The 15,973-nt window shown below is 48.0% G+C and carries 12 protein-coding genes and 1 pseudogene; 11 read left to right on the top strand and 2 right to left on the bottom strand.

Features of this window, described 5'->3' with window-relative positions:
• Window positions 1–26: 26 nt before the first annotated feature.
• The 5 genes and pseudogenes from GCU48_RS02365 (at window position 27) to GCU48_RS02345 (ending at window position 6,760) form a co-directional block, all read left to right on the top strand.
• On the top strand, window positions 27–1,691 hold the full coding sequence (locus GCU48_RS02365) for a methyl-accepting chemotaxis protein (protein ID WP_152378908.1): 1,665 nt from the start codon (window positions 27–29) through the stop codon (window positions 1,689–1,691).
• Window positions 1,692–1,933: 242 nt separating this feature from the next.
• Window positions 1,934–4,126: pseudogene (locus tag GCU48_RS02360) on the top strand (AraC family transcriptional regulator); the annotation flags it as partial.
• Window positions 4,127–4,254: 128 nt separating this feature from the next.
• Entirely contained in the window at window positions 4,255–5,262 is a 1,008-nt protein-coding gene (locus GCU48_RS02355; protein ID WP_152378907.1) for a tripartite tricarboxylate transporter substrate binding protein, read from the top strand.
• Window positions 5,263–5,310: 48 nt separating this feature from the next.
• A complete protein-coding gene (gene kdgT / locus GCU48_RS02350) occupies window positions 5,311–6,297 on the top strand; it encodes a 2-keto-3-deoxygluconate transporter (protein WP_152378906.1) in 987 nt (328 codons plus the stop codon).
• A 109-nt stretch (window positions 6,298–6,406) separates the two neighbouring features.
• Window positions 6,407–6,760 (top strand): hypothetical protein, encoded by a 354-nt coding sequence (locus tag GCU48_RS02345; protein ID WP_152382080.1) that lies wholly within the window; start codon window positions 6,407–6,409, stop codon window positions 6,758–6,760.
• A gap of 117 nt (window positions 6,761–6,877) precedes the next feature.
• Here GCU48_RS02345 and GCU48_RS02340 read toward each other — a convergent pair whose 3' ends face one another.
• A complete protein-coding gene (locus GCU48_RS02340; RefSeq protein WP_152378905.1) occupies window positions 6,878–7,360 on the bottom strand; it encodes a helical membrane plugin domain-containing protein in 483 nt (160 codons plus the stop codon).
• Entirely contained in the window at window positions 7,353–10,316 is a 2,964-nt protein-coding gene (gene fdhF, locus GCU48_RS02335; protein ID WP_152378904.1) for a formate dehydrogenase subunit alpha, read from the bottom strand. The genes GCU48_RS02340 and fdhF overlap by 8 nt, the downstream gene beginning before the upstream one ends.
• 692 nt (window positions 10,317–11,008) lie before the next feature.
• Between fdhF and moaA the strand changes: the two genes are divergently transcribed.
• From moaA to modA, 6 genes are all read left to right on the top strand, one after another.
• Window positions 11,009–12,022, top strand: coding sequence for a GTP 3',8-cyclase MoaA (gene moaA, locus GCU48_RS02330; RefSeq protein WP_152378903.1), 1,014 nt, complete (start codon window positions 11,009–11,011; stop codon window positions 12,020–12,022).
• 40 nt (window positions 12,023–12,062) lie between these two features.
• Entirely contained in the window at window positions 12,063–12,875 is an 813-nt protein-coding gene (gene fdhD / locus GCU48_RS02325) for a formate dehydrogenase accessory sulfurtransferase FdhD (protein WP_025719557.1), read from the top strand.
• Between the two features lie 45 nt (window positions 12,876–12,920).
• Window positions 12,921–13,169: a MoaD/ThiS family protein gene (locus tag GCU48_RS02320; protein WP_152378902.1), complete on the top strand. Its 249-nt coding sequence runs from the start codon at window positions 12,921–12,923 to the stop codon at window positions 13,167–13,169.
• Window positions 13,170–13,227: 58 nt separating this feature from the next.
• On the top strand, window positions 13,228–13,932 hold the full coding sequence (locus GCU48_RS02315; protein WP_152378901.1) for a molybdenum cofactor biosynthesis protein MoaE: 705 nt from the start codon (window positions 13,228–13,230) through the stop codon (window positions 13,930–13,932).
• Window positions 13,933–13,971: 39 nt separating this feature from the next.
• The gene (locus GCU48_RS02310) at window positions 13,972–15,051 is read left to right on the top strand and encodes a thiazole biosynthesis adenylyltransferase ThiF (protein ID WP_280116420.1); all 1,080 of its coding nucleotides are present in this window, start codon (window positions 13,972–13,974) and stop codon (window positions 15,049–15,051) included.
• A gap of 75 nt (window positions 15,052–15,126) precedes the next feature.
• A complete protein-coding gene (modA, locus tag GCU48_RS02305; RefSeq protein WP_025719552.1) occupies window positions 15,127–15,948 on the top strand; it encodes a molybdate ABC transporter substrate-binding protein in 822 nt (273 codons plus the stop codon).
• Window positions 15,949–15,973: the final 25 nt, after the last annotated feature.

The raw sequence follows: 15,973 nt of genomic DNA, 5'->3' as shown, positions 1-15,973 counted from the left end.
TTTTTGCAAACGGAGGATGAATGCTGATGAAACTGCAAGGTAAACTGGTGTTGAACGCGATGGTTTCTCTGATTGCTTGCCTAGCTTTAGTGGCATATATTATTTTCGAATTAATCCGTATTAACTCACAAAGTAGTAATCTTGTTCCGGCTATGTTGAATGTACAGCAGCTTAATGCTTATTTGATTCAGTCGGGGCAGGCTTTACAAAATTATTCTTCAACCATGTCTGAAAGTAATAAAGCCGACGTGCTAAACCAGCTGACTCAGTCTGAAAAAACGATTGCGGTGCTTTCACAGGACATGATGCAGACCGAAGCGCAGCAAAAGCGTTTGAATACGATTAAAACCAAATTCAGCGAGCTGAAGGCAGCAACGGAAAAAGCAATGAGTACTCAAAACAGCCCAGAGTCCAAGCGGGAGGCCATGCGTGTACAAGGGATTCAAAACGATGTATTTATGCTGGACCTGCTGACTAAGGCACGATATGACGAATATACAGAGGACTTGACCAAGAGCATACGTTTTACCTGGCAATTAGCCTTGGCAGGTGCAGTTCTTCTTATGGTGGCGGTCGGGCTATATAATACATATACCTCCAAGCAGCTTGCTCTTAGAACCCGCAGGTTAACGGATGCTGCGAAGCAAATTGCCGAGGGGAATCTGACCGTGCAGCTCGCTCAAACGAAGGGACACGATGAACTGGATGAGCTGAACGAATCGTTCCGGATCATGATCGGCAACTTGCGTAACATCGTCCTTTCCATTGACCAGGCGGGTAATCGTGTCGATCTAATGGCTCGGGATATTGACCAGCATAATGAAGCGATGAAGGAAATTGTGACCCAAGTCAGCACGTCAACAGAGGAGATGGCGATAGGCAGCCAGAAAATTGCCGAGGATCTGTCGACGACGGTTGGCGTTGTGGACGAGATGCAGCAGAAATTCGAGGTCAATCTGCTGGAGACGACGCAGTCGACTACGTATAGTGAAGATGCGTTGCGTGCCATTGAGCAGGGTACGCAGGTCATGAACGATCAACTGCGCATCGTTGTGGAAAATCGTTCAGCGATGGCTGAGGTGGAACAAACGGTCAAGGAGTTGGAGGCCAATGCAGCCGAGATTACAACCATGACCGGCTACGTATCTGAAATTGCCAGCCAGACGTCGCTGCTGTCCTTGAATGCTTCCATTGAGGCCGCGCGTGCAGGTGAAGCGGGAAGAGGCTTTGCCGTCGTAGCCAATGAGGTGAAAAAGCTGGCAAACCAATCGGAGTCCGCTGTCAAGCAAATTTATACCGCTGTTGAGCGTATTATGCAGGCCATGAATAAGGTGAAGACTTCTGTGGCGCAAAGTCAGGAGCTGTTCCGTGAGCAGGAGAAGGCAGCCTCCTCTACCGGAGAATCATTCACAGAGATTAGCGGCAAAGTGCAGCAAATTGCTGGCCAAGTCAGAAAGCTATCGACAGATATGAATGTTTCGCGAGAACTAAGCGTACAGGTACAGCAAGCTATTGAAAATATGAGTGCTATCACTCAGCAGTCTGCCGCAGGAAGTGAAGAAATTACGGCATCCACGGTGGAACAGAAGCGCTCCTTTGAGGAGTCGGCTGAGAAGGTGAAAGAGCTTCGTCAGATTCGTGAGGAGATGCAGCGCGAGCTGGATCGTTTCCAGGTGGAGAAGACGAGCTGATCAGTGGGGGATTGTCTAAGTTTTTGTTAAACAATGAATATAGGCAGTTGATAAGAAGAAGTCTACCCTTGCCAAGGAGGACTTCTTCTTTTTTTGATTTTAAGGAGTGGCTTCTCTGAAGTTCCATTTTACAGAAGCAGGGAATTCCCTATCTGGTGTCAAATAGATTTAATTAGAGCTTGTTATTACATCTATATCCTGAGCAAGACAAGAAGGAAGCCCAGAAGGATGAAGTTACGGGTAACATGGCACTTGATGCGGCTTATCATCCTGATGTGGAGGCTTTCGCTCGTGTCCAGGCAGATGGAAAATCGTTATCCAATCATGCCTCCATTATCAAACGGCTTCGCAAATACTTGAAAGCCCTTTCTTCACACGAAGAGATTGATTCAGTTGAGGTGATCTCATTGGAGAATCATGCTCTCGTATCCAGCAGTTACGGCTTCTTGCCTGATTGGAAACAGGCACCAGATACCACTTGGGTCCCCTGGATTCAGGACATTCACAGAAAACCGTTGCTGATTAAGCGGAGGTGGTATGGCACCGACCCCCAGCATGGAACCGTAGAGCTGCTTTCGCTCGCCAGGCCCATAGTAGAGGATGGACAGGTGATCGGTGCGGTACTGATCAATCTGGATTACGACCGTTTTTTCTCTAAACTTTATATTCATTTATCGAACTCGCAATACGTGTATGACCTGGAAGGGGAACTGATCTATCCCAAGCTGAGATCGTCTGTACCCTTAAAGGAAATGGAGAGGGTTTTGAAAGAACTGGATGTGAGTCCATATGCTTATGTAGAGATAGGGAGCATGGAATATATGGCGAACCAGACCTTTTCTGATGTAACGGGCTGGCGCTTGGTATCACTCGTTCCTATGGACAAGCTGCTAAAAAATGTAAAGCTGGCTCGCAATATGATGCTGTGGCTGGCCTTTATCTCTATACTGGCTGGGTGCTCAGCGGTCTATTATTACAATTATACGGCTTTTCGCCTCATGAAAAAGATTAATAGCCTGCTAAATTCGGGCCATAAAGGAACGCGCCAAGGAGGGTTGTACGACCTGGAACCTGTGATTAGCAAGCTGGTTGTAGAGTTCCACCGCAAATCACTGGTGGTAGAGCGAAGCCTGCCAGAGCTGCGTTCCAAATATATTGAAGATGTTCTCCAGCGAAGAATGGGTATACAGGAAATACGTATGAAATGGGATCAGTATTTTTCCGATTGGGACGGCAATTTCTTGGTTGTCATGGTCGTGTCGATCGACCGCTATTCCACGTGGGCCGCAAGTTTTCCAGAAGAGGATAAAATGCTGCTTAAGTATGCGCTGAACAATATCTTGCTGGAGACGCTGGAGCCTTACTGGAAAGCGGTAAGCGCCCCGGATGAGGAGAGTGGCTTTGTTGTGCTGCTACAATTCAGCGAGAGGGCATACGAAGCTGGTACGGAGGCTGCTGTCCAAGAGGGCATTGTGCTTTACAAAAGTGTAGCTAGGCTAATTCAGGTTGTCGGTGAGCATCTTCCTTTGACAATTTCTATAGGAGTTGGTCATGTAGTCAGAAACATTCAAGAGGCGCGGGAGTCCTTTATAAAAGGAAAAGAGGCCCTTAACTTGCGTTTGTATGAGGGATATGGACGTTCATATCCAAATATGGATTGCAACATATGCGTAGAAAAGGATAACACAGCGGATGTGCTGCCCAAGAAGCAGGCTCAGGATTCAACGATGCTGGACGATCGGCGTATTGAAATGATTCGTGCTCTGGAGTCACAGGCACCGGGTGCAAGTGCCAAGTTGATGGGCCAATGGGTAGAAGAACTTCGTCTTCACAGGATAGACCCAGTCCAAGTTTACCTGTCTGTCCATGAATTGCTGGAAGATTTACTAAAATGGTGTGCGGCCCAAAGTGTGACACCGCCGGACAAGCTTGCCGATTACCATTGGAATCAGATTCTGACGCAGGATCTTCAAGACATTGAGGCATTGCTGGTCAACATTCTGACGGATATGGAAGAAAAATGGAATGGTCGCAGACGATCCAAGGATTTTGTACGTGTGCAAGAGATGATTGATTATATGTAGCATCACCTGCATGTAAACATAGGGCTTCAGGAGATTGCGGATCACGTTCGCATGAGCGTGTCTTCGGTAAGCAGCATGTTCAAGGAAGAGACGGGGAGCACCGTTTACGACTATTTGACTGGACTACGTATGAAAAAAGCATGTACATTACTGTGCGAAACCCAGCTGAAAATTAGTGAAATTGCAGATCAGGTCGGGTATCGGAATGAGAACAGCTTTATTCGTGTATTCTGCAAGCATAAACAGGTGACCCCGGGAAAATTTCGGGAAATCAGCAAATGTTCCAATGAATATGCAGATCGACCAAAAGGTCAATATGCTGGTGTTTTAGAAGATAAATACGAAGATTAAGCGATAGCTGTGGCCCTCCACGTTGCGGTACATTGGCTTTATGTAAGCGAAAAACATGCCGAAAACGTTGGGGGGTGAAAGCGGGTCTATGTTGGGCCCGGTCTATTTTTTGGAAAAGAGGGCACGTAATGAGGAAAAAGTCATTGCAAAAATATGTGTTGGTTGCGGCAGGAGTAGCTATGCTTTCTGCCTTGAGTATCAGTGAATATGTGGATCACCGTACCCTGCTGGATCACAGCAGTACATTTCCTGCGAAGCCCATTACGCTTGTTGTTCCTTATGCGGCGGGGGGCGGTACAGATATTACTGCTAGAGCGCTTGCAAAGGCCGCTGAAAAGCATCTCGGTCAGCCGATCATTGTCGTTAACCGGACAGGCGGCGGCGGCTCCGCTGGGCTGATGGAGGGGGCCGAGGCGCAGGCGGATGGCTACACCGTAACGTATCTGGTTGCTGAGCTGACGACGTTACCCCATTTGGGGCTGCTGCCGCTCACCTATGAGCGCTTTAAGCCGCTGCTTCAAACCAATATGGACCCTTCTGCTATTACGGTCAGGGCGGATGCGCCATGGAAGACAGCGGAGGCATTTCTGGAGGATGCAGGGGCCCATCCCGGTAAGCTGAAAATGGGCAATGCAGGCACAGGGAGCATCTGGCACCTCGCTGCCGCCATGCTGGAGCAGAAAAGCGAAGTCCGCTTCACTCACATCCCTTATGAAGGAGCGGGTCCAGCTGTTTCTGCTTTGATGAGCGGCTTCGTGGATGCTGTACCCGTTAGTCCCGCAGAAGTGAAAACATATGTGGACCAAGGGAAGCTTCGCATACTGGCGATCCAGGCAGACACCATTTCGGAAGCGTTTCCAAATGTGCCGACCCTACAGCAGGCCACTGGGCTGCGTGTACATTTTATTGGCACTTGGAGGGGGCTGGCTGTACCCAAGGATACACCGGATGAAATTGCCGGAACGCTAGCAGATGCACTGATCAAGGGCACGAAGGACGAGGAGTTCAGGGAGGAAATGCGTAAGCATGGATTAGGATTGCATGTCAAGGATGCAGAGGCATTCGCACGGCAGCTGAAGGAGAGCCATGATACCTTCGCAAAACTGATTCCCGATCTCGGCTTGAGCCGCAAGTAAACCGGTCTTGTTTTTGCATTGGCAAAAACGAAAGGGCTGAACGAAGTTATGAAAATTAAACAAAATATTAATAAAATTCCAGGGGGCATAATGCTGGTGTCGCTGTTTATCGGCGCACTATTTCATACGTTCACTCCATGGGCAGGAGACTACTTTGGATCTTTTACCAAGGGGGTGATGACGGGGACAGTACCGATTTTGGCCGTGTGGTTTTTTTGTATGGGTGCTTCCATTGATGTGCGGGCAACGGGTACGGTATTGCGTAAATCAGGCACGCTCGTATTGACTAAAATGGTGGCGATCATTGCGTCCAGACTGCTGCCTGTGGGTGGTGTGGAAAGCGGGCTGTTTGCTGGTTTGTCCGTGCTGGCGCTAATTTCCGCCATGGATATGACGAACGGCGGGCTGTACGCCTCGATTATGCAGCAATATGGCTCCAAGGAAGAGGCAGGAGCATTCGTGCTGATGTCTCTGGAATCGGGTCCGTTGGTGACGATGCTGATTTTGGGCAGTACCGGCTTGGCTGTTTTTGAGCCGCAGACATTTGTCGGCGCGGTATTACCATTTTTGGTCGGATTTGCATTAGGTAATCTGGATCACGATTTTCGCAAATATTTTGGTAACGCAACGCAGGCCCTTATTCCATTTTTCGGCGTTGCACTTGGCTGCTCCATTGACCTGAGTGTCATTGTCCAAACAGGCGTGCTTGGTATTTTGTTGGGTATCTTTGTCATTATTATTACAGGTATTCCACTGATTCTGGCGGATAAATATATCGGCGGCGGCAATGGTACAGCAGGAATTGCAGCCTCCAGTACGGCAGGTGCAGCGGTAGCTAACCCGGTTATTGTCGCCAACATCAAGCCTGAGTTTCTGCCTGTGGCGCAATCAGCAACGGCATTAGTTGCGGCTTCGGTGATTGTGACTTCCATTTTGGTGCCTATTCTGACGGCTTATTGGGCTAATTATATGAAGCGCAAGGGCGAATCCCAAGGCTCAGGGCCTGTAAATCCGGGTGCGAACGTACCTAAATAAAGTTTCCATTACCCGGGAAATGCTTTTGCGGATAGACTACATTTCCTTGCATCACAAAACTTGTCCTAAAACGCTCCTGCAAACATACATATGTAAGCAGAGGAGCGTGATGGATTTGGAAAACAAGGTACGTCGCTACTATCAGTTAAAGCAGAAGCAAAAAGAAATTGAAGGCGAGCTGAGTGATCTGCGTAATGACATTACAAATCATTGCGCCCAACAAGGAATGGCAGATTGGGAAATTGGCAGCTACCGGGTCAAGGTTGTGCAGCAGCATCGTAAGGAATATGATCACACCAAGCTGTATGATGCACTGCCTGATCCACAGCTATGGCGCTTGTTTTCCAAGCCGGATACTGCGAAGCTTGCCAGCTTGCTTAAACTGAAGGTCATCGCCGAGGAGCAAATAAAGGAAGCTGTTTCTCTGAAAACGGTGACGCTGTTGCAGGTGGACAAAAAATAAATAAAAGAGCTGACCCCGTATTCGGAGCCAGCTCTTTATACCTTATACTAAGATGTTCCCTGTCAATAACTCTCCAGCCATTAATTCTCTGGTCGCTTCAGCTACATGCGATATTAGCTATTTATTGAATAATCCTTTTCCCATTCCTTTAAGAAAATGAATGCCAAAGCCCATCGCCCGGTTTACATCCGGATCATTTAGTGCCTTCATAAGATCGCGCAGCCGAGTCTTTTTGTTCTGCTGTAGATGCTCTTCGGCTTCGTTCAAGCCTGAAGTCACGCTGCTTGTCAGCTTGTTCATCAGCTCGGGGTCTATCTCCGACAGCATTCCGGCTGTGCCCATCAGATTGTTGATGATATTGGTTACAGGTTTGCGTGTTGCTTGTCCCACAGCGATTTTGGCGATGCTTTCTTTGGCTTTCAGCATAGACTGTGCTGCTTCAAGCAGACCGCTGTCGTGCAGCTCACGTACAATTTCAAGCGTCTTCTGCAATGCGGCTTCATTATCCGCCAAATCAGCAGTAAGCTGATCCAGCGATTGCTTTTGTCGTTCTTCTGCTGTCAAAACACGTTTTCTCACAATTGAAATAGGCTTAGCCATGGCTCCGACCTCCTTCTTTTTGATCCACCAAATCGACGTAACCGGGACGATTCCACTTACGGTCCACTTCAACCCCATCTTGCGGATGCCGTTTTTTGTAACGTGGATTGATACGCGGTAGCGGATTTTGACCGTCTGCCTCCAAAATTTCCATCCGAACCTTGGCTTGTTTATAGGCAGGTGTGCGGGTAATCACGTCGAATGCTCCGCCGGTTAGCAGATTTACAGCTCCATCATGACTGGTGGAGTGCATAGGTACATAAATTTCAGTTCCCTGTACCCGATCCGTGACCAGAACACGCAGCTTGACCGCGCCATATGGCGATTCCAATCGAACGAGCGATCCGTTCTTGACTCCGCGCTCCTCAGCCAATTCGGGTGACACCTCCACGAATACTTTGGGTAGCTTGAGCTGGATACCTGCTGATTTGGTTGTCATATTTCCTTCATGGAATTGCTCAAGCAGTCGACCGTTATTTAAGGTCAGATCGTATTCAGTCGGGTACTGTTTCGGGGGTACATATTCGAAAAGCCCCAAACGCGCTTTTTTATCCGGAAAATTAAATCCATTGGTATGCAGCAGCGGTGTATTGCCGCCATCTGGTGATCCCCAGTGGAAGCTGTTCCAGCCTTCCAATACATCATAATTACATTGGGAGAAGAATGGGGTCAGCGACGCCATTTCCGCAAAAATTTCACTCGGATGGCTATAATCCCAATCAAAGCCCATATGCTTGGCAAATTGGCTGAAAATCCACCAATCCGGTTTGCTGTCTCCTACAGGGCGAAGCGCCTCGTACAATCGCTGTACACGACGTTCGGTATTGGTGAAGGTTCCGTCTTTTTCCAGTGAAGGTACGGCTGGCAAAATGACATCAGCGAATTCAGCTGTCTTGCTCAGGAATACATCCTGTACAACCAGAAAATCCAGATTCGCCAGCATGTCCTGGGTGTGGTTGGAGTCCGCATCCACCCATGCCATCTCTTCTCCAGCGATATACATCGCCTTGAGCTCACCAGTTTCAATGGCCTCCAGCATTTGAATATTGTCCAGTCCGCGTTCATTCGGAATTTGTACGCCGTAGGCCGCTTCGAACTTGGCACGAATGGCATCGTTTGTCACCGGCTGATATCCTGGGAAAATGTCCGGCATGGTGCCCATGTCAGCAGCACCCTGAACATTGTTATGTCCGCGAAGTGGATAAGCGCCTGCACCCGGACGCATAAAGTTGCCAGTCACCAGCAGCAGGTTGGCAATCGCAATCGAAGTGTAAGAGCCTGCGATATTTTGAGTTACGCCCATACCCCAGCAAATGGCAGTGCCGTCGGCTTCATGAATCATGGTTGCCACTTGAATCAGCGTTTCTTTGGAAATGCCTGTTTCCTGTTCGGCAAATTCCAGTGAGAAGTTCTCCAGTAATTTTAAATATTCAGGATAGAAGTTGACATGCTCTTCGATAAATTTAGCATCATGCCAGTTTTGGTCGATGATGTATTTGGCTACAGCAGATAACCATACATAATCCGTGCCTTGCTTTGGGCGAATGAACAGATCTGCGCGCTCCGCCATTTCGTGCTTGCGCAGATCCACCGAAATCAGCTTTTGACCGTGCAGCTTATGTGCACGTTTGATGCGGGTAGCCAGCACCGGATGTCCTTCTCCAGGCGCACAACCGACCAGCATGACCAAGCCTGCTTGAGCAATGTCTTTAATGGTACCGCTGTCTCCGCCGATGCCTCCGGTATATTGCAGCCCCCATGACGCAGGAGATTGGCAATATCGTGAGCAGTTATCGACATTATTTGTTTGGAAGACCTGACGTGCCAATTTTTGCATCAGATAGTTTTCTTCATTGGTAAATTTGGACGAGGAAATAAAGCCGATAGCCTTGCCGCCGTAGGATTCCTTGATAGCTCCCATTTTGCTGGCCATCAGACTCAGTGCTTCTTCCCAGGTGGCTTCCACAAATTCGTCGCCTTCCCGAATTAAAGGCGTGGTCAAACGCTGATCGCTGTTCACAAAATCCCAGCCGAATTTTCCCTTGACGCACGTCGAGATGCCGTTGACAGGTCCTTTTGAGGTAGGCTGTACCTTTAAAATTTTGCGACCCTTGGTCCATACCTTAAAGCTGCAGCCTACGCCGCAAAATGTGCAGACGGTTTTCGTTTTTTTCGTACGGGTTTCACGCATGGCTGCTTCTGCTTCGGAAATGGCAAAAATACCGCTATAGCCCGGTTCTACTTCCTTGATTAAATCCACCATCGGATTTAATAAATCCTTATTTATGCCACTCATGAACCCTGCTTCTCCCAGCATGGATTTCTCCATCAAGGCATTGCATGGGCAGACCGTTACACACTGGCCACAGCTGACGCAGGAGGAATCGTTAATTGCGACTCCGTCATCCCATTTGACACGGGGGCGCTCAGCTTCCCAGTCCAGAGACAGTGTTTCATTGACCTGAAGGTTTTGGCATACCTCTACGCATTGGCCGCATGCAATACATTGATTGGGGTCATAACGGTAGAAAGGATGAGACATATCTACTTCTGTCGGGTCGACTTTCGGTTGATACGGATATTTTTGATGTTCAATTTCCATAAGCTCTGCTGTATTATGCAAAGTACAATTGCCGTTGTTGTTATCGCACACCGTGCAGTAGAGGAGATGATTTTCCAGCAACCGATCCATGGCCTCTGTTTGAGCCGCTTTCGCGCGATCTGAATGTAAATGAATATTCATTCCATCCGAAGCCAGTGTCGAGCAGGAACGCATAAGCTTTCCGTCCACTTCGACGATACAGGTGTCACAGGTGCGGATCGGATCAACTTCGGGAACATAACACAGTTGGGGATGGGCAATGTCGTTTTCGTTAATGATTTCAAGAATTGTTGCACTGTTTTTCGCTTTCAGTTCCTGTCCGTTTAATGTAATTTTGATTGTATTATCAACCACGGTTCAGGCTCCTTTCAGATTTTAATTTTAAAAATTAGGAATAAAAAAACTCCACCATAAACACAAGTGCTTATGATCAAGCACTTGTGTTTATGGTGGAGTAGTACCCAAGCTCTAAGTCCTGGAGGCCAATCCGCCATGGGAGTATGTATTAATAACAAGCAGCACGCACCGTTTGTATATCAATAGCCTATTCATCATTTAGATATGTCATTTTCTGCATGTCATCTGGTGTAACTATAGCGTAAAATTTAAGATAGTTCAACGGTACATTATTAAAATTTTTAATTGAGGATGATTATCGCTTGAAAAATTCAAAAGTCATTGACAAACGTTCGGGGATTGCTAACAATAGGAATGTATCTATTGCAGAGCATTCGTGAATGGAGTGTACGTGGGTAATCGCGTATATTTTATTTGTCGCAGCGCTTGTTAGTTTGATTTTTCTATATCACATGATGGAGGATTCGTAAAATCCTGATGTAGATAAATTAACCGGCATTGGCAGATTCTTCGAGTTTCAAAGGCGAAGAAGTTTTTGCGATGCCGGTTTTTTGGCTATTAAGCTGAAATCAAGGCTCATATCAAGCACCACTGCATAGGCGGAGGGTGCTTGATCGCTGTTGCCCAGATTTCTGGAATGAAGCATCCGTTGTAGAAGTCTATAACGATGACAGATTGAGGTGAACGTAATGGCAAACCGCAGCGACGATCAATGGAATCGTCCGTTACGGGACTTGAGAATATCCGTTATAGACCGATGTAATTTTCGGTGTCGGTATTGTATGCCGGAAGAAATATTTGGGCACGACTATCCGTTTTTGCCAAAAGAAAAAATATTAACCTTTGAGGAAATTACACGCCTTTCCCGTATTTTTGTCTCGCTTGGCGTTACGAAGCTGCGCATTACGGGCGGTGAGCCGTTGCTGAGAAAGGACTTATCCTCGCTCATTCATTCGTTAACCGGGCTCGAAGGGGTCGAAGATATTGCAATGACGACGAACGGCGTATTTTTGCCTAAATATGCTGCGGCACTTCGAGAGGCTGGACTGACGAGAGTGACGGTTAGTCTGGATTCGCTTAATGATGACCGCTTCCGCCGAATGAATGGGGGCAAAAGCAGCGTAAGGGCCGTGCTGGATGGTATTGATGCTGCGGCTCAGGCAGGGATGCAGGTGAAAATAAACATGGTCGTGCAAAAGGGCTTTAATGATCAGGATATTGTACCTATGGCCGACTATTTTCAAAGGAAAAAGCATATTTTGCGTTTTGTTGAGTTTATGGATGTAGGCAACACCAATGGCTGGAAATTGGATCAGGTCGTTTCCAAGCAGCAAATTCTTCATACCATTCATGAGCAAATGCCGCTGGAGCTCGTCCCGCCCCAATACACGGGCGAAGTGGCGACGCGTTATAGATATCGGGACAGAGACGGGGAAATCGGCATTATTTCGTCTGTTACGGACGCCTTCTGCTCCACATGTACACGGGCGAGAATTTCTGCCGAAGGCTCCTTGTACACGTGCCTGTTTGCCTCTCAAGGGTACGAGCTTCGTGCGATGCTGCGTTCCGAACAGTCTGATGATGAGATTAGAGCTTACATTGAGCGTATTTGGAGAGGGCGTACCGACCGCTATTCAGAGGAACGGTTGACCCATACGCAGCAAGCGTCGTCCAAAATTGAAATGTCACACATCGGCGGGTGAACCGAAGAGCCAGCCTGCCAGAAACAAGGGAGTTGAGCACATGGAAAAGCCGGCTGAGGTAAAACGCGAGATTCTGCGTTATCACGACGGTCAAATCAAGCGTTTTGAGGACATTGTGGTGACGGAGCATCCGGTGACAATCAAAATCAATCAGCAGGAATTTGCCACCATGGTTTGTACACCGGAGTATGTGGAAGATATGGCAGTAGGTTTTTTGGCCTCTGAAGGCGTCATTCAACAGTACGATGATATCGAAGATATTTGGGTTCAGGAAAAGGAAGGGTTTGTTCATATCAAAACCCGTCGGATGAACGAGTTTTATCAAAACTTTCATTCCAAACGGTATATTACTTCCTGCTGCGGGAAAAGCAGACAGGGCTTTTACTTTGTGAATGATGCTAAAGTGGCCAAAAGAATGAATGACACCCATGTGACGCTGTCGTTTGACGACTGCTTCCGCCTGATGAATTTAATGCAAAGTTCGGCACAAACGTTTCGGGAGACCGGCGGGGTTCATAATGCCGCATTATGTGACAAAAACGGGATCATTCTATCGAGAATGGATATCGGCCGCCACAATGCGCTGGATAAAATCTATGGATATTGCTTGAAAAATGATATTGTATTACACGATAAAATTATTGTATTCAGTGGACGCATTTCGTCTGAAATCCTGCTGAAGGTCGCGAAGATTGGCTGTGAAGTCGTTTTGTCCAAGTCGGCTCCCACTGAGCTTGCGCTTGAATTGGCTGAGGATCTGGGGATTACTACAGTCGGTTTTATAAGAAGTCATTCGCTGAATGTGTATACGCATCCTGGGCGGATTGATGAACTCGTTGAATCTAAAATATAATATGGAAATCCTCAATATGTACCTGAAAAGGGGTGAACATGTGAAATGAAATATCATATTCAAGTATTTGCAGGTCTTGCGGAACTGCTGGGAGGGCCGATGATTACGGTGCCTACTGATCAGGAAACGATGACCATTACCGCGTTAAAAAGCTTGTTGTCTGAGCGTTTCCCTGAGGCTGCCGCCCAGTTGCAAAGCTCTTTTGTTGCCAGAAATCAAGCCTACGCCGCTCCGGAGGATGTAGTAAGCATACATGATGAGATTGCGATCATTCCACCGGTTTCAGGAGGGTAGAATTTCATTGCAGGCTGGTTAAATTCGACAGATTAGATACAAAGGGGGCCAGATGCATATGCAGTACCGTATTCAACTATGCACGGCTATGGCGGAGCAACTTGGTGACGTAATCACGTTGGAGTTTTCACAGGAAACGGTGACGATTGCAGACATTCGAAAAGGGCTGTATGAGCAATATCCCGAAGTGGCTTCACAGCTACAGGGTTCTTTTTTTACCCACCATAAAAGGCTGGCTTCTCCAGACGAGCTTGTTCTTCCATCAGATACCATTGCTCTTCTTCAATCGGCGCCCGGAATGGAAACGGTCATTTCCAAATGTGGATTATTCGCGATCACATACGACCCGATTGATGCTGATGAAGTAGCCTCCAAGGTGCACGACCCTTCTCATGGAGCCTCGTTGACCTTTAATGGGACGACTCGGGAATATACGCAAGGTCAGCGAACTGTGCTGCTTGAATATGAGGCGTATGTCCCGATGGCGATGAATACGATGAAGCAAATTGGTGACGAAATTGCAGCGCGTTGGCCGTCTACACGTACTGCAATTACACATCGGCTTGGCACAGTGAGGATTGGGGAGACCAGTGTGGTGATTGCTGTTTCTGCTGCACACCGCGATACTTGCTACGAAGCCAGCCGCTATGCCATTGAACAGTTAAAGCAAATCGTACCGATTTGGAAAAAGGAAGTGTGGGAGGACGGCTCAGAGTGGAAGGGGCATCAGCTGGGTGGCTGGAGCCCTCATAATACCCAATAGCTTCCGAATGAGAACGAGGACAGGGGGCGTAAATCAACGATGTCAGAAATGAACAAGGACCAGAAAACGGATGCTGATGTACAAGCGCATACGCATGCGTCTCATGCCCGTTATTCCAGACAGGAACTATTCTCGAAAATTGGAACGGCAGGCCAGCGAAATATCCGCAGTAAGCACGTGTTAATGGTGGGTGCTGGTGCACTGGGGACCGCCAATGCGGACATGCTGGTGCGAGCGGGCATCGGACGGCTGACGCTGGTAGACCGTGATTATGTAGATTGGAGCAATCTGCAACGCCAGCAGCTTTATGACGAAGTGGATGCCCGTGAACATATGCCCAAGGCGGTGGCCGCTCAGAAGCGATTGCAGCAAATCAATTCGGACGTGGACATCCGTGCGCTAGTCCGGGACGTATCGTTAGAGGAAATCGACGATATCGCAGCAGGGGTGGACCTTATCGTAGATGCCACCGACAACTTTGAGACACGTCTGCTTATGAACGATTACGCGGTCAAGCACCGAATCCCCTGGATTTACGGAGCGTGCGTAGGCAGTTATGGGACAACCTTTACCATCGTGCCGGGGCAGACACCATGCCTGCATTGCCTGCTCGGAACTGTACCACTCGGCGGTGCGACCTGCGACACGGTTGGTGTGATTAGCCCTGCTGTACAGATGGTAGCGGCTTACCAAAGCGCCGAGGCATTGAAGCTGCTCACCGGGGACGATTCAGCCTTGCAGAGCAAGCTGGTTTCCTTCGATCTGTGGAGCAATCAGCATCAAGCGATCCATATAAGCGCCATGAAGAAAGCCGATTGCCCGACATGTGGTGAGCATCCGGTGTATCCCTTTTTACAATCGGAGCATCAGGCTAAAACGGCTGTCTTGTGCGGACGAGATACGGTTCAAATTCGCCCGGCCCCGGGGGCTGTACGTGATCTGAACGAAGCGGCCCGCCTGTTATCCCGTCAGGGGGGCAAGGTGGAGCATAATCCATACTTGGTATCCGTTGTTATCGGGACGCATCGAATCGTTCTTTTTCAGGATGGACGCGTCTTAATCCATGGCACGAAGGACATCGCCGAGGCGAGATCTATTTATCACAAATATTTGGGTTAGCCAAATAGATTTGAACCTTTATGTGATGTAGATCGTCATCTCATTTCGGAATTTACAGGACAGGGGAAGAACAAGTTGAAAATGAAATTCGGGTACATATTCACACTCGTTGGATTGTTGGCATGGGTACTGGCTGGCTGCTCGTCTCCGGCTGCTGTACAGTCTACACCGTCTGCACCCAAAACAGAACTGATCGTATCTGCTGCTGCCAGTCTTCAAGATAGCCTGAATACACTCAAGGACCAATATGGAAAGCTGCACCCAGATATCAAGCTGACCTTTAACTATGCTTCATCCGGCACATTGCAAAAACAAATTGAACAGGGCGCACCCGCTGACGTATTTATTTCGGCAGGCATGAAGCAAATGAAGGCCTTGACCGATGCTTCTTTAGTAGAAAAGGATAGCGTATTACTTCAAAATAAACTGGTTGTGGTTGTTCCGCAGGATAGGGCGAAAAGCACGGATAACAAAGGCATTACGCTCAATGATTTGGCGGGCCCTTCTTTCCTGAAGCTGGCGGTTGGGGAGCCTGCTACCGTTCCTGCCGGACAGTATTCCAAGGAATCACTGACGAAGGCCAGACTATGGGACAAGCTGGAGCCCAAGATGGTATTCGCCAAAGACGTAAGACAGGTATTAAACTATGTTGAAACAGGCAACGCCGATGCTGGACTTGTGTACCTGACGGATGCCAAATCATCCGATAAAGCTGTTGTTGCGCTGGAAATACCAGAGGAATTGCACGCACCAATCCTATACCCGGAAGCTATTGTCAAAGCAACTAAACACAGCAAGGAAGCAGGCGAGTTTCTTGATTTTCTGCGTACAGATGAAGCTATGAGTGTGTTCAGTAAAGATGGGTTTTCAGCTCCCTCAACAACGACTGGAAAATAGAATCCATATATAAAGGAGGGGGTCC

This window comes from Paenibacillus brasilensis, from assembly GCF_009363115.1.
Taxonomy (GTDB): domain Bacteria; phylum Bacillota; class Bacilli; order Paenibacillales; family Paenibacillaceae; genus Paenibacillus; species Paenibacillus brasilensis.
Note: the sequence above shows the minus strand (reverse complement) of the source record. Positions and strands in the feature narration are given on the sequence as shown.

Coding starts and splice junctions, on each gene's coding strand:
- GCU48_RS02315 (WP_152378901.1), top strand. CDS start 13,228: ATGCAGTACCGTATTCAACTATGCACGGCTATGGCGGAGCAACTTGGT.
- fdhD (WP_025719557.1), top strand. CDS start 12,063: ATGGAAAAGCCGGCTGAGGTAAAACGCGAGATTCTGCGTTATCACGAC.
- GCU48_RS02340 (WP_152378905.1), bottom strand. CDS start 7,360: ATGGCTAAGCCTATTTCAATTGTGAGAAAACGTGTTTTGACAGCAGAA.
- kdgT (WP_152378906.1), top strand. CDS start 5,311: ATGAAAATTAAACAAAATATTAATAAAATTCCAGGGGGCATAATGCTG.
- GCU48_RS02310 (WP_280116420.1), top strand. CDS start 13,972: ATGTCAGAAATGAACAAGGACCAGAAAACGGATGCTGATGTACAAGCG.
- GCU48_RS02345 (WP_152382080.1), top strand. CDS start 6,407: ATGGATTTGGAAAACAAGGTACGTCGCTACTATCAGTTAAAGCAGAAG.
- GCU48_RS02365 (WP_152378908.1), top strand. CDS start 27: ATGAAACTGCAAGGTAAACTGGTGTTGAACGCGATGGTTTCTCTGATT.
- moaA (WP_152378903.1), top strand. CDS start 11,009: ATGGCAAACCGCAGCGACGATCAATGGAATCGTCCGTTACGGGACTTG.
- GCU48_RS02320 (WP_152378902.1), top strand. CDS start 12,921: ATGAAATATCATATTCAAGTATTTGCAGGTCTTGCGGAACTGCTGGGA.
- GCU48_RS02355 (WP_152378907.1), top strand. CDS start 4,255: ATGAGGAAAAAGTCATTGCAAAAATATGTGTTGGTTGCGGCAGGAGTA.